We start from the raw sequence: 20,363 nt of genomic DNA on the forward strand, positions 1-20,363 counted from the left end.
TCGCGCGGCGGATGCTGATTCATGCTCTGGTCGAGATACAACCATCTGTTCCGGTCGGAAGGGCGCGGGTGGCTGCTCTACAATGCGTTGTCCAATTCGTTTCTGGCGCTGCCTGAGCCGTTCGGCGAAAAGTTCGCGGAATTGCGCGCCGGGGATGAGTTCCGGTGCGATGATCCCGGCGTCACGCTGCAGTTGATCGCCGCCAAGGCGGTGGTCGATTCCGGCGAGGACGACCGGCTGCGCGACGTATTGCGCATGAAGCGGCGGCTGGCGGATCTGAGCGAACGCATGCTGCTGCTGACGGTTGCGCCGACGCGGAGCTGCAACTTTGCGTGTCCGTACTGCTTCGAGGCCAACCGGGCCGGAATCGACATGAGCCGCGAGACGGAGGAGCAGCTGGTCCGGTTTGCGGAGCGGTTTCAGCCGGGGCAGTTGTTCGGCGTGACCTGGTTCGGCGGCGAGCCGCTGTTGCGTTTCGCGCAGCTCCGGCGGCTCTCCGAACGGTTTCTGGCGCTGGATTTCCGCCGTTACAGCGCTTCGCTGATCACCAACGGCTACCTGCTGGATGCGGACAAGGCGGCGCTGCTCGACGAACTCGCAATCCGGGAGGTGCAGATCACGCTCGACGGCCCCGAGGAGGTGCACGACCGGCGGCGCACACTGGTCTCCGGCGGCGGGACATTCCGGCGGATTCTGGAAAATATCGACGCGCTGTTCGCCTCCGGATGGACCGGGCGGCTGCTGCTGCGGGTCAATGTCGACCGGACCAATGCGGAGGAGTACCACCGCATCTGCGAATTTCTGTACGGGCGCTATTCCGATCACGCGAAGCGGCTGCATGTCTACCCCGGCATCGTTCATGCGATGGGCAGGGAGAATCCGGATACCGCGTGTCTCTTCGATGTCGACGAGGCGGCGGATTTCCAGATCGAACAGTTCCGCCGGCACGGAGTGCGGAATCACCCGTTCTACCCCGGCCGCAAGCTTTTCAACTGCATCGCCGCGCGGCGGAACGGCTACGTGGTCGGTCCCGAGGGCGAACTTTACAAGTGCTGGAACGATATCGGCATCGCGGAGCGGATCGTCGGCCATATCGACCCGGAGAAGCCGTGGAACAATGCGCTGCTCGCGGAGTGGCTTGAGGGGCAGTGTGCGCTGAACGATCCGGAGTGCCTCTCCTGCGGGCTGATGCCGGTGTGCGACGGCGGCTGCCCCGCGCTGCGGCGGGAGAAGGCCCCGCATTGTTCGCGTTACCGGAACCGGCTGCCTGAATTGCTGGAGGCCCACTATGATGCGACCCGGAGCGGCGACGATTGAGATCGAGCCGGTTCACCTGTTCAACCTGAAGGATTACCGGCTGTTGTTCACGGCGCGCCAGCAGGCGTTTTTCGGGGATTCGGCGCCGGGCGGCGGGCATCTGCTGTTCGGCGCGCGCTGCTGCGGCGAACCGGCGGGCGTGGTGTGGGGCGGGCCGGACCGGAATCCGGGCGGGTTGTTCTTATTCCATTTGTATGTGCCGGAGCGCTTCCGGCGGCGCGGCATCGGGCGGCAGCTGCTGGAAACGGTGTGCGCCGCCGCATCGGAGGCGGGATTCCGCGAGGTGTATGTGCGGTTTCGCCGCCGGAACCGTGCGGAAAACGCGTTGTGGAATTTTCTGGAAAGGGTCCCCGGGCCGTGTGTCCGGCTGGAGACGGCGTTCCGGCTGGAGCTGCCTGCCGGAGCGGAACGCGAACTGCGGGTGCGTTCCCGTTCCGGGCGGTGGCGGCTGCTGCCGCTGGAAGCGGCGCTGGATGCGCTGGGGGAGACGGAGCGCGCGGCGATGGCGGAGCGGGAGCGGCGTTTCCGTGAAGGGCTGGAGCGGCTTCCGCTGACGGATCCGGCGGCGTGGCGGAGATTTCTGCGTGACGGGGTTTTTCTCGCTCCCTTCGGGGAGCATTCGGAGTTGCCGCAGTTCGGGCGGGCCTGCGTGGAACGCGACTCCGGGCGGCTGGCCGGATGGCTTTCCGGCGAGGTGGCCGGCGGCGGACTGCATGTGCGGCGCGCTTTTGTGGAGCCGGAGTTTCGCGGCGGCGAGGTGATGGCGCTGCTGGCGGAGGAAGTCTACCAATGGATGCGGCAAACCGGCGGCCCGGTCCGCTGGGAGGTGAAGTATTGGAACCGGGTGTTTCAGCGGGGCTGCCTGCGGTACGCCGGGCGTTTGAAGATCAGTGAATCGGTCGAAGACTGCGTGAAAATAATACCGGTAACAGATGGAGGCGGTGAAAATGAACAAAATCGAAGAGAATCTGGCGAAGTGGAAGGAGATCGAGGCGAAGGTGATTGCACGGGCGCTGACCGATGAGGCGTTCCGCACCCGCCTGGAGCAGGACCCCCGCGAAACGATCGAAACCGAGTTTCAGTGCAAAGTCAGCGGCGACGTGACTTTCAGAGTGCGTGAGGAGGAGAATCCCGGCGAAATGACCATTCTGCTGCCGAAGCTCCCGAAAAAGGAGATGGGCGAGCAGTTGACCGACCGCGAAATCGACGACATCGTGGCGGCGGGGAACATCGGCATCGCGGTCGGCATCGTGACCACCGACATCGTGCTGGTCAAGGGGATCGCCTGACCGTCGAAGGAGGGCCGGATTGAATTTTGCCGATTACAAGCGGTTTCTGGAATGGTATATGGGGGACGACGAATTCCGGGAACGGTTCGACTGCGCCCCGGCGGCCGCGCTGCGCGAGGCGGCCCTGAGTCCGGAAACCTCCGTGGAGTTCCTGCAGGCGATCGCGGCGGGCTGCCGCAGTTACAATTTCCGTCCGGTTATGGAGCGTTTTCCCGCCGAGCTGGCGGAACTGCGGGGCTTCGCGGCGGCGCTGGAGGAGGCCAACCCGTTCACGGTGCGCTGCCGGAACGCCTGCGGCGGCAATGCGCGCTTCGAGGAGTGGCGGGAGCGCCGGCGCCGGGCGAACCGGGCGGTGCTTCAGCCGCTCTATTTCGACCGCTCTTTCAATATCGCGGTCGCGTATGAATTGGGAGTGGGGTGCTCCGGACAGTGCGGCTTCTGCTGCTTCGACGCGCCGCCGCTGCAGGAGAATTTCCGGTACACGCCGGAGAACCGGGAGCTGTGGCGCGGTGTGCTGGCGCTCTTTTGCGAACTGCTCGGCGACCGGGCGGGGGCGGCGGCGCTCTACTGGGCGACCGATCCGTTCGACAACCCGGATCTGGAGAAGTTCTACCGGGATTTTTACGAATTGAACCAAGTCTGGCCGCCGATCACCACGCGCTGGCCGCTGCGCGACCCGGAGCGGACCCGCCGTTTTGCCGGAGAGGGGCGCGAACACGGCCAGCCCGGCTGCCGCTTTTCGATGACGGAGCGCGGGGAGTTGCGGCGCTTTTTCCGGGCGTTTTCGGCGGAGGAGGCGATGGACTGGAGCCTCGTGCTGAACAACCCGGAATCGCTGAACCGCTATTCGGCCAGCGGCCGGGCGCGGCAGGCGGAGCCGGAGATGCCGGGAAGGTGTCAGGAGGACACCACCAGCTGCTGTCTCTCCGGCTTTCTGGTGAATTTGTGTCGCCGGAGCATCCGGCTGGTGTCGCCTTGCGTGCCGGATGAGGCGAATCCGTACGGCTTTCACCTGTGGAGCGAGGCGTCGTTCCGCGACGCGGCGGAGCTGGAACGGGTTCTCGGCGGAATGCAGGAACGTTTTTTCCCGGAAGGGCCGGAGGCGCTGCCGTTCCTGCGGCTGCCGCCCGTCTGGAATCTGGAGATTTCCGGGGGGCGCGCTGAACTCACTTCCCGCTATCTGGTGCGGCGCTTCGCGGTGTCGCCGCAGGAGGCTGCGCTGCTGGAACGCCTGAAAACCGGTATCTCCCGGCGGGAGTTCGACCGGGAGTTCGGCGGGGAGCTGGCGTTTCTCGGGAAAACGCATGGATTGTTGGAAACGCTGTGGAAATCCGGCATGCTGTCGGAGGAGGAAGAGAATTGGACCGGTTCGATATCACGTTGGTGAATATGCCTTTCGCAATGCCGCTGATCGCGCCGCTGGGCGTCGGCGTGCTGTGCGGGGCGCTGCGCAGGGCCGGCTGCCGCGTCCGCTGCCGGTTTGCGAATGTCGACCTGGCGGAGCGTGTGCCGGAGGAGCTTTATGACTACCCCGCCTCGAACGGCTTGAATGTGGATGTGATGCTGGCGGACTGGCTGTTCGCGGAGCCGTTGTTCGGGCCGGACCCGGAGCGCGACCGCCGTTTCCTTGAAATCCTGCAGGATGAGTGCGGCCACGACCGGGTGGTCTGGAACGGCCGCTACCGCTCGTCCGGCGACCTGCTGCGCGACGTTCCGCTGCTGAAGCGCGAGGCGGCCCGCTGCGTGGAAAAGACCGCCGCCGCGCTGGCGGACGGCTCCACCCGGATCGTCGGCTGTTCGAGCACCTTCTTCCAGCGGCTCGCTTCGCTGGCGCTGCTGAAGCGGGTCAGGGAGCTGAATCCGGAAGTGGTGACCTTTCTGGGCGGTTCCGACTGCGAAGGAGAGGCGGGGATGGAGGCGGTGCGCAGTTTCCCGTTCGTCGATTATGTGTTCTGCGGCGAGGGCGACCTGACCGTGCCGGAGATGACCCGCCGGGTGGTGCGGAACGAGCGTTCGGCGGAGCTTCCCTTCGGCGTGTTCGACCGGGCCAAGGCGGAGCGGGGCGTGCCGGAGGTCGCCTGCGTGCCGGGCGATGCGATCGCCGAACCCGATTCGAGCGACTACTACGAACGGATCAAAGGGAGCCGCCTGCACCGGGCCGCCGTGCGGAAGTATTTTCTGGAAAGTTCGCGCGGCTGCTGGAAAGGGCAGAAGCAGCATTGCAGTTTCTGCGGCCTCAACGGGGAGCGGGTCGCCTACCGGCGCAAAGATCCCGGACAGGTGCTGGCCGAACTGCGCCGCGGCTACCGGGAGTTCGGCTGCCGCATCTTCCTGACCGCCGATACGGTGCTTGACCTGAATACGATGCGCGACACGCTGCGCATCTTCGGGGAGGAGGCTCCCGACGCTGTCATCAGTTATGAGACGGTTTCGACGCTGACCGAGGAGCAGGTGCGGTTTCTGGCCGACTGCGGCGTGATGGTGATCCAGAGCGGGATTGAAACGCTGCACCCGAAGCATATCCGGCTGCTGAACAAGGGCAACGGCACGTTGTCGAGCATCGCGCTGCTGAAATTCGCGCTGGAGAATCGTATCCAGGTGCTGTGGAACATGCTCAGCGGCATTCCCGGCGACTCGCCGGAGGAGTATCGCTGGGTGATGGAGCTGATTCCGAAGCTTGCCCACCTGCCGGGTCCGAACTGGGGCGCGATCCGCTTCGACAAGTTCAGCCTGTACTGGAAGGAGCCGGAGCGGTTCGGCCTGAAGCTGGCTCCGATGAAAGGCTACCGCGTGCTGATGCCGGAAGATTCGGTCCGCCTAGAACGGTGGGCGCTCTTCTATGACAATCTGAATCCTGCCGCCCGCACCGGCCAGCAGGAGATCGCCGAGGTGCGCAAGGCGGTCGATGCGTGGTACCGGGATTCCCACCCCGCGAAGCATCATCTGGAATTCACCGCTCCCGACCGGCTCCGCGACACCCGCCCCGGCGCACTGGCGGCGGAGTACCGGCTTTCCCCCGATGAACAGGCGGTGCTCCGGGCGGCGCGCTCCCCGGCCGACCGGGCCGCAGTGGAGGCGTTGCCCGGAAATCCGGTGCGGGCGATTGAAAATATGAAGGAACACGGCTATCTTATCGAAGTGGAAAACCGGCTGCTGGCGCTGCCGCTGATTCCTCCGGGCGCGGAGCGGATCGAAAAAAGCAGAATGCGCTACCGCAGCCTTTTCCGCGGGCAGACGCTCCCCGCCGCGACGGTGTGGGAGGAGGGCGCTTTCATACAGGTCGGCCGCTGAACAGGGTGATGGATGAACAGGAATCTTTTCCGCAAAAATGCGATGCTCAAGGCCGCTTCGCCGTTTGAGCTGAACCGGCTGGTTTCCATTTTCAACGGGCGCGAGGCGCTGGCGCTGCTGGCGCTGGGCGTGACGGTGATCGCGGCGCTGGCATGGGGGATTTTCGGGGTGATCTACGAACGGGTCAGCGGGAACGGAATCGTGATGCTGCAGAGCCAGTTCGACACGATCCAGGCCCCCGCCGGAGGAGTGCTGATCTCCTTCGACCTCGAAACCGGCGACTTTGTCAGGCGCGGTCAGATGGTCGGGCGGCTTTTCTCGTTTTCAGATCTCGAAAACCTGCGCGAAAGCTATCAGAAGCTGAAAATGCTTCAGGGCAATCTGGAGGAGGTCCGCCGGTACACCGACCGGCTGAAAAAGGGCAAGCAGAGCCATTTTCAGAAAAGTTCCGAAGTGCTGGATGAGACGATCGGCCGCCTGAATGAGGAGCTGGAGTGGCTGAGCCGCTACGTGGACAAGGGCAGGGACCTCTCCGAGCGCGGCACGATCTCGCAGCAGCAGTGGCACGAGGAGCAGGAAAAATACCATGCCAAGCTCAAGAACCGCGCCGACTACCTGCTCAAGAAACTCGAGGAGGAAAATTCGCTCTCCGAAGCTGATTTCACGCTCGCCAAGGAGATCATGTCCGTGGAGGTCGAGGTAAACTCCGCGCTTTTCGAGGTCGCGCTGCTGCGCAACAAGCTCGAATACAACACCCGGATCGTCAGCACCCATTCCGGCACCGTGACCAGCGTGAACTACACTCCGGGGTCGATCGTGGCCGCCGAAGCCAACCTCGCCAGCCTGATCGACCTCGACGACCAGACCGACGAGACGTGGGAGCTGTATGCATATTTCTCCGTTGCCGACAGCAAGAAGATCCGGCCCGGGATGAGCGCGATCGTGACCCCGTCGTCGGTGAAGGCCGAGCGCGACGGTTCCATCCGCGGCACGGTCACCCATGTCGGGACCTATATTCTGCCGGTCGAATCGATCGACCGCACCTTCCGCAATGCCGCATTCGCGCAATATCTGCTCAGGCAGTGTGCGAATATGCCGGTCGAAGTGCGCATTCTGCTGTCGCGGGACCGGAACTCCCCGAACGGTTTCCGCTGGACTTCCGGCTCCGGTCCGGATATCGAGGTCAGCGCCGGGACTCTCTGCGCGGCCAGCGTGGTCGTGGACAGGGAGCCGCCGCTGGAACTGGTCTTTTCCGGATTGCGCAGATTCATGTTCGGCCAGGGCGTAATGGAGGAGTTCCAGTTGAAAAACGCCCGGACCGGCTCCGGAGGCGAGTGACCCATGACGCTGCGGAAAAGACGGGTCGAATGCCCGATGGTGCTCCAGATGGAGGCGGCTGAATGCGGCGCCGCCGCGCTGGCGATGGTGATGTCGTATTACGGCGCGGTCGTGCCGCTGGAGCGGCTGCGCGACGAGTGCGGCGTCTCCCGCGACGGCAGCAAGGCTTCGAGCCTGCTCAAAGTGGCGCGCAACTACCATTTCAGGGCGCAGGGATACCGCGAAGAGGAGCTTGACGGGCTGGAACGCCATGCGCTGCCGCTGATCCTCTTCTGGAACTTCAATCATTTCGTGGTCTATACCGGGCGCTGTGGGCGGAAGTTCTGCATCAACGATCCCGCCCTCGGACCGCGGCTGGTGGATGCGAAAGAGATGGACGAGTCGTTCAGCGGCGTGCTGCTGGAGATCGTCCCCGGCGAAGGTTTCGGGCGGTTCGGGCGCGAACCGTCGCTCGCCGGCTCGCTGTGGCGGCGGCTGGAAGGGTGCCGCGGCACCTTTCTTCTGCTGCTGCTGACCGGGCTGCTGCTGGTGCCGGGCAATCTGCTCACTCCGAACCTGTCGAAGATTTTCATCGACAACTTCATGATGGACCGTTTCTACAACTGGGGGACGCCGCTGATCACGCTGGCGCTGCTGACGCTGCTGGTCACGCTCTTTCTGACCTGGATTCAGTGCAACGGCCTGGTGCGGCTGAATCTGAAGGTGGCCCTGACGGGATCGGCTTCGTTTCTGTTCCGGGTGCTGCACCTGCCGGTGAGCTTTTTTGCCGGCCGCCAGAGCGGCGAACTGGCGACCCGCGTGCAGCTGAACGACCGGGTCGCGGCATTTCTCTCGGAACAGCTCGCCGCGAATCTTCTCAGTTTGATCACGCTCTTTTTCTATGCGGTCGTGATGTTCTGCTACGACGCGGTGCTCGGCACGCTGGCGGCGGTGATGGGCGCGGCGGTGCTGCTTCTGCTCCAACGGAAGCTCAAATCACGCAAGCTGCTCGGGCAGAGCATCCAGCTGGATACCGGCATGCTCTACGGCACCAGCGCCACCGGCGTGATGCTGATCGAGACGCTGAAGGCGTCGGGCGGTGAAAACGACTTCTTTTCCGGCTGGAGCGGATTTCAGGCCCGGAGCCTGCTCGGGCGGCAGAAACTGGAGGCCTCCACCGTGCTGCTCGGCACCTTCCCGAACAGCGTGCAGAAGGTCACTGTGGCGCTGGTCACCGGTCTGGGGGCGCTGCGGATTCTGGCCGGCAGCATGACCGGCGGCGCGTATCTGGTCTTTCAGCTGATTCTCGGTTACTTCTTCGTTCCGCTCGAACAGCTGGTCAACCTCGGCAATTCGCTGCAGGAGATCGATGCCGGGCTGAAGCGGCTCGACGATGTGATGACCTGCCGCGAGGACCCGTATTCGTTCGAAGAGGGGCCGCGCCATGCCGGCGAGCCGGTGCCGAAACTGGAGGGACGGCTGGAGCTGCGCGACGTTGCGTTCGGCTACAATCCGACCGCCGAGCCGGTGCTGCGCAACTTCAGCCTGACGGTGAAGCCGGGGGAACGGGTTGCGATCGTCGGTCCGTCCGGTTCGGGCAAATCCACGGTGGCGAAACTGATCGCGGGGCTGTATCGGCCGTGGCAGGGAGAGATCCGGTTCGACGGTGAACCGCGCGAATATTATTCGCACACGGAGCTTTTCAATTCCTTTGCGATGGTCGACCAGGATATCTTCCTGTTTCGCGGCACCATCTGCGACAATCTGACCATGTTCGACCGTTCCATCCCGATCGCGGATGTCGAGCGGGCCGCGCGCGACGCATGCATCCACGACCAGATCGCGGCGCGCAGTTTCGGCTATTTTTCGGAAGTTGGCGAGGGCGGCGGCAATTTCAGCGGCGGCGAACGCCAGCGGCTCGAAATCGCACGGGCGCTGGTGTCGAATCCCTCCCTGCTGCTGCTGGACGAGGCGACCAGCGCGCTTGATCCGGAGACGGAGTTGCGGATCGACCGCAATTTACGCCGCCGCGGCTGCAGCTGCGTGATTATCGCGCACCGCCTCAGCACGATCCGGGATGCCGACCGGATCGTGGTGCTCGAACGCGGAGAGGTCGTGGAGACCGGAACCCATGAAGAACTGCTGGCGAAGGGCGGCTTCTACGCCCGGCTGCTTGCGAACATATGAAGAAACCATGAGAACTGACCGCATCGGACAACTGCTGAACTCCATCGCGACCGGCGAATACGCCTTTTCCGGCCGTGCCATCCCGCTGGATGATCCGGAGAGCTGCTGGATTGTGCTCTCCGGCGCGCTCGATCTCTTTTCGGCGCGCATGATGCCTGACGGCTCCTGCGGCGCGCGCCTGCCGGCCGGGACGGGCGACTGTCCGCTTCACTGCGTGATTCCGGGCGTCGCTGCCGTTGCGGACGGGGAAGGGCGGCGGATTCTGCTGGCGATGCCGCTGCCCGGCACGCGCTGCGTGAAGGTGCCGTCCGCGGCGCTGGAAGCGCTCTGTCGCCGGGAGCCGGAGCTGGCGGAATTTCGCCGCGCCGGCCTGGCGCTCTGGCTGGAGAGTTTCGGCGGGGAGACCGCCGGGGAGGCGGGAATCGAGGAGCGGGCGGAGGCGTTCCGGCGCTCCCTGCCGGAGCGCTGCGTTGAGGCCGCCCGCCGGTTGCGCGGGCAGGAGCGCGAGCGGCTCCGCGCGAAGTTCCGCGAGAGGGACGAAAGCCGCCGGAACGCGCTGGGCCGCATCTGTGACGTGCTGCGTCCGAAAGCGCGGTTCCGGCTGCCGCCTTCGACCGGCGACGCGCTGTTTGATGCGTGTGCCGCCGCCGGGAGCGTGATGGGGGTGGAGCTGCACTGTCCCGGCCGGCACTTCTTTTCCGGCGGCGACTCGCCGGAGGAACGGATTCGCCGGATCTGCGACTACAATCAGGTCCGCTGCCGCAAAGTGGAGTTGGCGCAGGGGTGGGAGCAGCAGGATTTCACCGCTTTTGTCGCCTTCCGCCGGGAGTCCGGCGAACCGGTGGCACTGCTCGGGCGCAGCGGTGACGAGGCCCGTTTGTTCGATCCCGCCGAAGAACGGCTGCACCGGGTTTCCCGGAAGGAGGCCGCGACACTGGCGGAGGACGGCTGGTGCTTCTATGCACCGTTCCCGCCGGGGCGGATCACGCCGGGGCGGCTGCTGGCGATGGCGTTCCGGGGCGCGCGCGGCGACCTGTCGGCGCTGCTGTGGCTGATGCTGCTCGGAGCGTTGCTGAGCATGGCGGTGCCGATCATCAACGGCGTGATTTTCGGAACCGTGATTCCGACGGCGGACCGGGTGCTGCTGATGCAGCTCTTCGGGATTTCGCTGCTCTTCGCGGTCACCCAGGGGGTATTCGAATATGTGGAGTCGATCGCGATCCTGCGCATTCACGTTCGGGCTGAGTACACGCTTCAGGCGGCGGTCTGGGACCGGCTGCTGAATCTGCCGGCCCGTTTTTTTCGCGCGTTCAGCACCGGTGATCTCGCCACGCGCAGCCTCGGGATCATGCAGATCGGCGAAATCCTGTCGGTTTCCACGGTCAAAGCGGCGGTCGCGGGCTGTTTCTGCTTTCCGTCGCTGATTCTGATGTTCTACTACGATTTGCTGCTCGGGGTGATTTCGCTGCTGATTCTGCTGGCGGTGCTCGGCATCTTCGCGGTACTGGCGGTGATGATGGTGCGCCGCCACACCCGTATCCTGGCCGAAGAGGGGGAGCTGAACGGGGAGCTGGTGCAGTTCTTCAACGGCATCTCCAAAATCCGCACGGCCGGAGCGGAGAATGCCGCTTTCGCGCGCTGGGCCGGCCGGTTCAGCCTCAAGAAACGGATCTACCGCTCTTTCGCAAACTGCCGCAGCTTCGCGACCGTCGTGAATGCAGTGATTCCGGTCGTAACCATCGGGACGGTGATTGCGATCGTGACCTGGCAGTATTTCCACGCGAAAGACGCCGAGTCGCTGATGAGTTCCGCCGATTTCGTCAGCTTCGTGTCTGCGCTGGGGATCGTCAGCGCGGCGGTCGGGCAGATGGTCATGGCGCTGATTTCGGCGGTCGGCGCGATTCCGGTCTACCGGCGGCTGCGCCCGATTCTGGAGGCGGAGTCGGAGAATGACGCGGCCAAGCCTCCGCCGGGAAAACTTTCCGGCGCGATCGACGTCAGAAATGTGTCGTTCCGGTACGGTCCCGATCAGCGGCAGATTCTTTCCGGCCTTTCGATGCAGGTGAAGCCAGGGGAGTTCGTCGCGGTAGTCGGGGAGTCCGGTTCCGGCAAGTCCACGCTGCTGCGGCTGCTGCTCGGTTTTGAGATGCCCGGCAGCGGCAGCATCACCTATGACGGGCAGGACGTCAGCCATGTGAATCTGCAGGCGCTGCGCGCCCGGATCGGTGTGGTGCTGCAGGACAGCCGGCTGCTGCCCGACACCGTGCTGCGCAACATCATCGGCCACTCCGGAAAACTGACCATAGACGATGCGTGGGAGGCGGCGCGCCTGGCGGGCTGCGAACGGGATATCCGCGAGATGCCGATGGGGATGCATACGATGCTTTCCGCCGGGGGCGGTTCCGTTTCCGGCGGTCAGCGCCAGCGCATTCTGATCGCGCGGGCGCTGGCGAAGAAACCGGCGGTGCTGCTTTTCGACGAGGCGACCAGCGCGCTGGACAACGAAACCCAGGCAGCGGTCAGCGCCGGAATCGAACAGCTCAAGGTTTCGCGGCTGCTGATCGCCCACCGCCTCAGCACCGTGATGAATGCGGACCGGATCTATGTGCTGCACGAGGGGCGCATGGCCGAGTGCGGCACCTATCGGCAATTGATGGAACAAGACGGCGTTTTCGCGCGGCTCGCCCGGCGGCAGCTAGCGGAAGCCGGGGAGAAATCCGAGAAATGAAGAAAAAATACGTATGGCTTTTCCTGCTGCTTCTGGCGGCGGCGATCGCGGTCGGTTCCCGGACCGAAGTCGCTGGTTTCCTGCGTCGCAATTTCGCGGCGACCTTCAGCGAAGTTTTGCCGTCCGAACCGACGAAATTGCGGGCGCGCTATTTGAAAAAGCACCCGCAGGAGCTGAATATTGCGGTTTTCGGGCCGTGGGACTATTATGCGCGGCAGGGCTTCATTCTTGATAAGGCGGTTCAGCTGGCGATCGACGAGGTGAACGCGGCCGGCGGAATTCTCGGACGCCGGGTCAATCCGGTCTGGGTGGACAACGGGAATTACAGCGCGATTGCGCAGGAGCAGGCCGAAAAGCTGGCCGCTGATCCGTCTATTTTCGCAGTGCTCGGGCCGGTCACGTCGGGGCGGGTGCTGCAGTTCAACTCCCTGTTCGGGGATGCCGGGCTGCCGGAGGTGGCGCCGCTGGCCCAGAGCGAGCGGATCAACCGCGACAGAACCAATGCGCTGCTGTTCATGCCGATCGCTTCCGACCTGGCCGAAAGCAGGGCGCTGGCAGCCTGGGCGGAGAGGGAGAAACGGAACAATTTTCTGATTCTGAACGACGACAGCCGTTTCCCGATGAGTTACGGCAGCTGTGTGGAGCAGTCATTTTATGAGAAAGATCTGCTGGTGTACGGCCGGGTGCTTTTCGACCAGAGCAGCAAAAAGAATTACATCCGCGATCAGGTGCTGCAATATCTCGACTACTTTCCGGTGCAGAACATCATCTACCTGAGCAAGACCGGAGACGCTTCCGACTATGCGGACCTTGCGGACCGGGTTTTCACGTGGCTGCCGGAGGGAACGCTCTACTTCAATGAATTCACGACGCTTGATCGGCTGCTGAAAATCCGGCTTGACCGCAACCGGGTTTTCGTTCCCGCCGCGATTCCGTTGAATGAGGCGAACCGCGCCGAACTGCGCAAGTTCCTGAAGATGGAGAATTACGAGCGCGATTTCCTGTCGCTGATTGCGTACCGTTCGGTTCACATTTTCGCGGATGCGATTCGGCAGGCCGGGACCCTCGAGCCCGGTAGAATCGCCGAAACCATGCGTACCGGAGTGATGCAGACCCCGCTGGGCGAGTTTCGTTTTTCCGCCGATGGTTTCGAGGCCGACCCGCCGCTGGAGATTCTTTCGCTGGAGGAGCTGGAAAAGCGCTGGCGGGCAATCGCCGCCGAATGAGTTTTCGCTGTACCGGAGTAAAATCTCCTGAACGCGCATGGGATTTCTGCGTCCCGGTCTTTCTGACTGAGGCGTCCGAGCTCATCGAATATGCGGTGCGGGAAAATGGATATCGGCCTTGAGCTGATTAAAATGGGGCTGGCGTGGCACGATCCGCGTTATGCGCCGAAGGCGAAAGAGTACGCCGAGGCGGAAGCGGAAGCCCGGAAGGAGAAACGGGGGCTTTGGAGCGACGACAAACCCGTTGCCCCGTGGGACTGGCGCAAGCAGCAGAACGACGACGCCGACGAAGATGATTGAAAGGAAATCCGAGAATGAAAATAGTTTGTCCGGAATGTAGTCAGAAATGCGAGCTGGGTGATGAATATGACGGCGTCACCGTGGAGTGTCCGCGATGCGAGAAAGAGTTTGTGGCCCGCAAGCCTGTACCGCTGATCGTCTGTCCGGCCTGTCAGGGGAGAGCAAGTGTGATGGCGGAAGCCTGCCCGCACTGCGGACATCCGATTTTGCCGCCTGCGCCGAAGCCGTCTCCCATGCCGCAGACGGTAATCCGGCCGCAGCAGCCGGATCAGCCGATTCGGGTGGATACCGGTGAAAATGTTTGGAGTCGTAATCGGGGATGTGTCGATTTTCTGGTTTTCGGCCCCCTTACCGTGATTGTGCTGATCATAATACTTTACGGATGCAGCAAAATGAACGGAATGTAAATCGTGTGAGCGGTGTTTTGTTGCAACTTCGATTCAGGAATCGCCGGATGGCACAAATACCCGTGTTCCGTGAGATGCGCAGAATGTGAGGCTGGTGTGAAACTTCGGGGCTTTCTTTTGCTCATGGGAAAGAATAATATTACATACAAAAACATCAAAAAATATCCCCTCAGAACTTGAATTCTGAGGGAAGTCTAAGGTGAAAAATGGTGGAGGTGGCGGGAGTCGAACCCGCGTGCCGACGAGGTCCAATGAGGACGTCTACATGCTTATTTCATCTTTGATTTTTATCGTCCTTTACCGAAGCCGATGAACAGGCCTGATTCCAGACTATTCCTTCCTTTGATCTCGCCCTGAACCGAAAGACGATTGTTCAAAGCCAGAGCGCTGAATGACGCCACGGTTCCTTAGCACTCCTCGGGAACGGCAGCGTGGCGGGACTTAAGCCGCCAGAGCAAACTCTTCGTTCGCGTTTATCGTTTCGACCGATGTTTTACGAGGCCAACGATCATCCTCGGCATGCAATCAACACCCAACCGGGCCGGTCGAATCCGGAACACCCCCTTTATTGGATACTTTCAATATATCCTGTTTTCCGCAAAAGTCAAGGCTTCCGTTTTCGAAAGCGCATCAATGGCAGAATTGCCGCACCAGCCAGAGCCCGCAGCAGACTGCCGCCAGCCCCGAAAGATTCTGGAGCCCGATGTTCAGCAGCGCCTTCCACGGCGCTCCCGCCTGCATGAGGTTCGCGCTCTCCAGTGCGAAGGTTGAGAATGTCGTGAAGGCACCGAGAAAACCGACCAGCAGCACCGGCGCATAGGCGGCGTGCCTGTGCAGTTTGTCGGCGAAGAGAGCATAGAAGATTCCGGCCAGAAAGCAGCCGAGCACATTGACGGTCAGGGTCGCGTACGGCAGTTCCCAGGTGCCGCGGCGCAGAAACGCAAGATTCACCAGGTAACGGAGCGTACTGCCGACGGCTCCGGCTCCGGCGACCAGGAGAAGCAGTTTGAGTGACATCGGGCGGGCTTCCTTATGATACCTGCTGGCCATGAAATGTAATGTTCCGGCCAACGGTTTTTACCGGAACGGCTTCCGCATAAAATAACCGCATTTCCGGGAAAATCAACCGGAAGAGCCGTCCTTCCGATTGATTTCAGGAGAAAACCGCTTTATATTATGCCCGGATTCTTTTGCCGGAGAGCCGGCCGCGGCCGGCTCCGTCAACTCAAGTATGGAAGGAGCAGACATGTCGCAGCCGACGCCATCGGATTCGGGAACCCCGGCCGCCGGAGCGTGGAAGATCAATTCCATCTGTCTCGGGCTCCTCGCCCTCCTGCTCCTGCTGGTCTTCTGGCCCGGACTGAACTATCCGTTCCTGCGGGATTGGGATGACGGCAATTTCGTCATGTTCAATTCGAACCTCGCGTTCACTCTGGAAAATTTCCGGCTTTACGCGCTTGAGCCGTTTCAGGATCTTTATACCCCGCTGCCGATGTATTCGTTCATGCTCGACCGCGCATTGTTCGGACTCGAGCCGCTTGGCTTCCGGCTGCATAATCTCCTGCTGCATTTCACCGCCGCCGCTTTCCTGTTCCTGATGATCCGGCAGCTCGGCGCAAGGGCCTGGCTGGCTCTGGGGGCCGCGCTGCTGTGGGCGGCCAATCCGCAGAAGGTCGAATCGGTGATCTGGATTACCGAGCGGAAGGATGTGCTTTGCGGCGCGTTTGCCTTCGCGTCCCTCTGGTTTTTTCTGCGCAGCGTTTCTCGAAGGCGCGTTCCGTGGATCGCCGGAATTCTGGCCGTTCTGGCGATCTTTGCGAAACCGGCCGCGATTTCGCTGCCGGGGGTCATGATCGTCGGTTTGATCTGTCTCCGGGGAAAGCGTTTGTCCGTCCGGGAATATTGGCGCATTCTGCGGCTGCCGGTGCTGCTTTCTCTGGGCGCAGTGGTCTGGTCGAGTCTGGTGACGGCGAAGACGAATCCCGGTGTGATGGAGACGAATCTGCTGATTCCGCTGCACAATATGTTCTGGTATCCGCTCACGGCGCTGATTCCGTATGAGACGAACCCGATTTATCCGGAGGTCCGCGGCTGGAGCGAACTCGCGCTGCCGGCGGCGGGCGGAATCGCGCTGCTCGGCATCTACGTCCTCGCAGCCCGGAAGCTCGGGATGCCCTGGCGGAGGATCGTCTGTCTGCTGTTGATCATCGGCGGTTTTTCCGTTCCGGTGCTCGGCATGCTTCAATATACGACGTTCCATTATTGCGATCGTTACAACTATCTGGTTTCCGGCGCGGCGTGGCTGGCCGTTGCGGTTCCGGCCGAGCTTTTGATGCGCCGGCTGCCGGGGGCCGTCCGGTATGTCAAAGGCATTCTGGCGCTTGCGTTCATGGCTTTCTGGGTGCTGACCTGGAGTTACATCCCGCGTTGGGAGTATTGTGATTTTCTGTTTGCTTACCCAATTGAGCATGACCCGGTTCCGAATGTCAAGGCGCTGGAGAGCGGTATTTATGCGGCGCTCCGCACCGACAATCTTGCGCTGCTTTCGAGGATCGCAGAACACATGCGGACGAATCATGGCGAGTACGGCATAGCCGAGCAGCAGGCGGCCGATCTGATCTGTTTCCTGCTCGGGCATGTCGCTCTGCTCAAGCAGGACCTGCCGACGGCTTTTGCCGCCTATGCTCCGCTGATTTCGCGGGTGGAGCAGACAGGGGCTGCGGGATTTCTCTGGCCGAGGCTGACGCTGGCGATGCTTTTCCGGGATCTGGCTCTGATCTCCATGCATGAGGGGAATCCGCAGCGTGCCGTCCGGTTTCTGGATATGGAGCTCAAGGTTCGGCGGAAGGACCGTCTTCAGTATGATCTGGCGTCGGCCATGCGGGCGAAGCTGCTGGGCGATCGTGCGGGAGAAGCGCGCGCCTGGAAGCGGATTGTGGAGCTGGCTCCCGGCATCCCCGAATATCAGGAGAGGTACGAGCGCTTGAAACAGGAGGCCGCTGCCGCCGGGCAGCCGACTGAATGAATATCAGAAAGGATGCGTTGATGAAACATTGGATGAAATATTTTCTTTTCGCCTGGTTCGGTGCTGCACTGCTGCTGGTCGGCGGCTGCTGCGGCGGCCCTTCCGACCCGGAGGCGGCCTGCATCCGCGAGGCGGAGACGAATCCGGTCGATTATTCCGACCGGGCCAACTGGGTTTTGCTGCCGGACCGGACGCCGGAAAAGCTCGAGCCGGTCGATATTTTTTACATTTATCCGACCGTTTACGTCAGCAGGACGCACCCGGTCATGCACTGGGATTCGCCGAAGATGGCCGCGAAGACGCGGAATATCGCGCTGCAGCAGACCGGGCCGTTCTCGACGCTCGGGAATGTCTATGCGCCGTTCGTCCGGCAGGGCGAGCTGCACCGGGCTCTGGCGGATCTGGCTGAGCGGCCCGGCCGCAACGAATCGATGCGGTTCGGATTCCGCGATACGGAGGAAGCGTTCCGCTATTATCTCGAACACTGGAACGGCGGGCGCCCGTTTATTCTGGTCGGGCACAGCCAGGGGGCCTATGACCTGCTGGAGCTCCTGAAGCGGGAATTCAGGGAGCCCGCGCTTCAGAAAAAGCTTATCGCCGCTTACCTGATCGGCTGCCCGGTGACGGATGCCGATCTCGCGGAGGCGCCGTACCTGAAGACGGCCGAAGGGCCGCTCGATTTCGGCGTTATCGTCAGCTGGAACACCGAAGCGCCCGAGGCGGCTCCGTCGCTTTTCACCGGCCGCCCCGGAACGCGCTGCATCAATCCGCTCAACTGGCGGACCGATGCGGTCGAAGCGCCTGCTTCCGCGAATATCGGGGCCGTCTTTTTCGACGGAGAGAACCGGGTAACGGGTGAGATCCCCGGTTTCTGCAGTGCGAAGGTCGAGCCGGTCACCGGGGCGCTCGTGGCCGTCCCGCAGTTTCCGGGGCAGTACGACAGCCCGATTCTCGGGGCGGGCATCTATCATATGAACGACATCTATTTCTTTTACCGGAATATCGAAGTGAATGCCCGTGACCGGGCGGCAAATTATTTCAACTCCAACGAACGGGCGGAATGATGGAACGGATTCAAGTCGGACTCGGCGACCGGGCCTACGAAATCGTGATCGGGCCGGGCGCGCGTGCGCTCGCCGCGGATTTGACCGGGCGGCGTAATTTTCTCGTGACCGATTCCCGCGTCGCGGAATTGTGGGGCAGCTGGGCGGCGAAGGAGATTCCGCAGGCCGGCAGCTTCGTGTTTCCGGCCGGGGAACGGCATAAGACGCCGGAGACGGTCGTCAGTATCTGCCGCCGTGCGGCGGAACTCCGTTTCGACCGGAAAGCGCGTTTTGTCGCACTGGGCGGCGGTGTGGTCGGCGATATGACCGGGTTTGCGGCGGCGATCTATATGCGCGGCGCCGGGTTCGTCCAGATTCCGACCACGCTGCTGGCCATGGTCGATTCGAGTGTCGGCGGAAAGACCGGCGTGGATATCCCGGAGGGTAAAAACCTGATCGGCGCGTTTCACCAGCCTGAGCAGGTATTGATCGACCCCGACTTTCTGGCCACGCTGCCGCCGGGGGAGCTTCGCTGCGGGCTGGCCGAGATTCTGAAGACCGGGGTGATTTTCGATGAAGCGTTGTTTGCGGAGCTTGAACGCGATCCGGACTCTCTGACTGTCGCGCCGGATTATGCGAGGTTCGTTCCGCTGATCCGCCGTTCGTGCGAGCTCAAGGCGCAGGTGGTGGCCGCCGATGAACGCGAGGCCGGAATCCGTGCGCTTCTGAACTACGGGCACACCTTCGGCCATGCGGTCGAGCTGCTGTCGGATTTTTCGATCGGGCACGGGGAGGGGGTTGCGGTCGGTATGTGCTGTGCCGGTGAGCTGGCCGCCCGGCTCGGACTCTGGACGAGGAAGGAGGCGGAACGGCAGAAGCGCGCCATTGCGGCGCTGGGGCTGCCGGTTGCGCTGCCGCGTCACTGCACGGTTCCGGCCATGCTGGAGGCGATGCGCCGCGACAAGAAGAACCGCGACGGCGCGATCGCGCTTGTGCTGCCGCGCCGGATCGGTGCGGCGGAAGTGAACCGTGACGTGGCCGATGCCGAGATCGGCGCGGCGCTGGAGGCCGTTCATGCTTGACCGCGAAGCGACGATCGTCCTGAACATGATTCCGGGGATCGGGCATGTCAGATATACGGCGCTGAAGGAGGCGTTCGGTTCGCCCGCCGCGGTGTTCGGGCGGACAGCCGAAGAGCTCGAGGCGGTCCCTGGTGTCGGGCCGCAGCTGGCGGAGAAGGTCGCCTCCTACGACTGGGAAGCCGGGCTGCGGGCCGAGCTTGATCTCTGCGACCGGGCCGGCGTCCGGATTCTCACGCTGTGGGACGAGGCTTACCCGCAGATTCTGCGCACTTTGTACGATCCGCCGCTCTGTCTTTATGTGCGCGGCAAGCTGCCGCCGTTCCCGAACAATGCGGTCGCCGTGGTCGGCACGCGCCGGATGACGCAGTACGGCGCGCGCATGACCCGGATGATTACGGAGGAGGCGGTGGCGGCCGGTTACGCGGTCGTCTCCGGGCTGGCTTTCGGAGTGGATACCGTCGCACATTCGGCGGCGGTGGAGATGAACGGCGTGACGGTCGCGGTGCTCGGCGGCGGCCTGATGCGGATTCATCCGCAGGAAAATGTGCCGCTGGCCCGCCGGATTGTCGAGACGGGCGGTGCGCTGGTCAGCGAATTCCCGATGATGTGTCCGGTAAGCCGGACCACCTTTCCGCGACGCAACCGGATCGTGGCCGGCATGTGCTGCGCGACGATCGTCACCGAAGCCGGCGTCGGGTCGGGTGCGCTGATCACCGCCCGCCAGGCGCTCGACAACTCCCGCGAGGTGTGCGCGGTTCCGGGGCACGCCGACAATATGCAGGCGAAGGGATGTCACGCGCTGATCAAGGAGGGAGCCGCGCTGGTCGAATCGTTCAGCGATGTGCTCGACGTGCTCGGGGCCCGGGGCGGATACCTGCCCGGACTCGAGCCGGATGAGGTCTGCGAAGGAAAAGTCGCCTACGATCCGGGGTCGTCGAGCGATCTTTCCGCCGACGAGCGGAAAATCCTGAAGCTGCTCGGCGGGAGCGAGATGGCGCTGGAGGAGCTGGCCGGAGCGGCCGGATTTGAAACCGGCCGGCTGCTCGGCGTCCTGATGAGCCTCGAAATGAAGATGCTCGTCGAGCACGGCGCAAATCAGGTGTACCGCCTGATTTGAGCGTAAAATTTGTAAAAAAAACACAAACCGCACT

At 62.9% G+C, this 20,363-nt stretch carries 16 protein-coding genes and 1 other RNA gene; 15 read left to right on the top strand and 2 right to left on the bottom strand.

The genetic code is table 11. The features are described from left to right. Positions 1-21 precede the first annotated feature (21 nt). The 11 genes from FYJ85_RS07915 (at position 22) to FYJ85_RS07965 (ending at position 14,062) form a co-directional block, all read left to right on the top strand. On the top strand, positions 22-1,317 hold the full coding sequence (locus tag FYJ85_RS07915; protein ID WP_154417744.1) for a radical SAM/SPASM domain-containing protein: 1,296 nt from the start codon (positions 22-24) through the stop codon (positions 1,315-1,317). Further along, on the top strand, positions 1,289-2,341 hold the full coding sequence (locus FYJ85_RS07920) for a GNAT family N-acetyltransferase (protein ID WP_154417746.1): 1,053 nt from the start codon (positions 1,289-1,291) through the stop codon (positions 2,339-2,341). Before FYJ85_RS07915 ends, FYJ85_RS07920 begins: the two co-directional genes overlap by 29 nt. Continuing rightward, entirely contained in the window at positions 2,265-2,606 is a 342-nt protein-coding gene (locus FYJ85_RS07925; RefSeq protein ID WP_158703841.1) for an NHLP leader peptide family RiPP precursor, read from the top strand. Before FYJ85_RS07920 ends, FYJ85_RS07925 begins: the two co-directional genes overlap by 77 nt. A 19-nt stretch (positions 2,607-2,625) precedes the next feature. Continuing rightward, complete coding sequence (locus FYJ85_RS07930; protein ID WP_154417750.1) at positions 2,626-3,993, top strand: hypothetical protein; 1,368 nt, start codon at positions 2,626-2,628, stop codon at positions 3,991-3,993. Beyond that, on the top strand, positions 3,966-5,897 hold the full coding sequence (locus FYJ85_RS07935; protein WP_154417752.1) for a RiPP maturation radical SAM C-methyltransferase: 1,932 nt from the start codon (positions 3,966-3,968) through the stop codon (positions 5,895-5,897). The genes FYJ85_RS07930 and FYJ85_RS07935 overlap by 28 nt, the downstream gene beginning before the upstream one ends. 12 nt (positions 5,898-5,909) lie before the next feature. Further along, positions 5,910-7,235, top strand: a complete 1,326-nt coding sequence (locus tag FYJ85_RS07940) for an NHLP bacteriocin system secretion protein (RefSeq protein WP_154417754.1) — start codon at positions 5,910-5,912, stop codon at positions 7,233-7,235. A 3-nt stretch (positions 7,236-7,238) separates the two neighbouring features. Beyond that, complete coding sequence (locus FYJ85_RS07945) at positions 7,239-9,401, top strand: NHLP family bacteriocin export ABC transporter peptidase/permease/ATPase subunit (protein ID WP_154417756.1); 2,163 nt, start codon at positions 7,239-7,241, stop codon at positions 9,399-9,401. Positions 9,402-9,408: 7 nt separating this feature from the next. Beyond that, a complete protein-coding gene (locus FYJ85_RS07950; protein WP_106052756.1) occupies positions 9,409-12,129 on the top strand; it encodes an NHLP bacteriocin export ABC transporter permease/ATPase subunit in 2,721 nt (906 codons plus the stop codon). Then, positions 12,126-13,355 (top strand): ABC transporter substrate-binding protein, encoded by a 1,230-nt coding sequence (locus FYJ85_RS07955; RefSeq protein ID WP_154417758.1) that lies wholly within the window; start codon positions 12,126-12,128, stop codon positions 13,353-13,355. Before FYJ85_RS07950 ends, FYJ85_RS07955 begins: the two co-directional genes overlap by 4 nt. A 105-nt stretch (positions 13,356-13,460) precedes the next feature. Then, a complete protein-coding gene (locus FYJ85_RS07960; protein ID WP_206213038.1) occupies positions 13,461-13,655 on the top strand; it encodes a thermonuclease family protein in 195 nt (64 codons plus the stop codon). Between the two features lie 14 nt (positions 13,656-13,669). Continuing rightward, positions 13,670-14,062: a hypothetical protein gene (locus FYJ85_RS07965; RefSeq protein WP_154417760.1), complete on the top strand. Its 393-nt coding sequence runs from the start codon at positions 13,670-13,672 to the stop codon at positions 14,060-14,062. Positions 14,063-14,269: 207 nt separating this feature from the next. On the opposite strand, the gene ssrA is transcribed toward FYJ85_RS07965, so the two are convergent. Both ssrA and crcB read right to left on the bottom strand, forming a co-directional pair. Then, positions 14,270-14,626, bottom strand: a transfer-messenger RNA (tmRNA) gene (gene ssrA, locus FYJ85_RS07970). 66 nt (positions 14,627-14,692) lie between these two features. Next, complete coding sequence (gene crcB, locus FYJ85_RS07975) at positions 14,693-15,079, bottom strand: fluoride efflux transporter CrcB (RefSeq protein ID WP_106052752.1); 387 nt, start codon at positions 15,077-15,079, stop codon at positions 14,693-14,695. Positions 15,080-15,308: 229 nt separating this feature from the next. Here crcB and FYJ85_RS07980 point away from each other — a divergent pair, with 229 nt between their 5' ends. From FYJ85_RS07980 to dprA, 4 genes are read left to right on the top strand one after another with little or no spacing between them, the layout of a single operon-like run. Then, positions 15,309-17,087: a hypothetical protein gene (locus FYJ85_RS07980; RefSeq protein ID WP_154417764.1), complete on the top strand. Its 1,779-nt coding sequence runs from the start codon at positions 15,309-15,311 to the stop codon at positions 17,085-17,087. Between the two features lie 20 nt (positions 17,088-17,107). After that, a complete protein-coding gene (locus FYJ85_RS07985) occupies positions 17,108-18,151 on the top strand; it encodes a DUF3089 domain-containing protein (RefSeq protein ID WP_206213039.1) in 1,044 nt (347 codons plus the stop codon). Then, on the top strand, positions 18,148-19,212 hold the full coding sequence (aroB, locus tag FYJ85_RS07990; protein WP_154417768.1) for a 3-dehydroquinate synthase: 1,065 nt from the start codon (positions 18,148-18,150) through the stop codon (positions 19,210-19,212). Before FYJ85_RS07985 ends, aroB begins: the two co-directional genes overlap by 4 nt. After that, positions 19,205-20,329, top strand: a complete 1,125-nt coding sequence (gene dprA, locus FYJ85_RS07995) for a DNA-processing protein DprA (protein ID WP_158703838.1) — start codon at positions 19,205-19,207, stop codon at positions 20,327-20,329. The genes aroB and dprA overlap by 8 nt, the downstream gene beginning before the upstream one ends. Positions 20,330-20,363 lie beyond the last annotated feature (34 nt).

This window comes from Victivallis lenta (genome assembly GCF_009695545.1).
GTDB classification, from domain to species: domain Bacteria; phylum Verrucomicrobiota; class Lentisphaeria; order Victivallales; family Victivallaceae; genus Victivallis; species Victivallis lenta.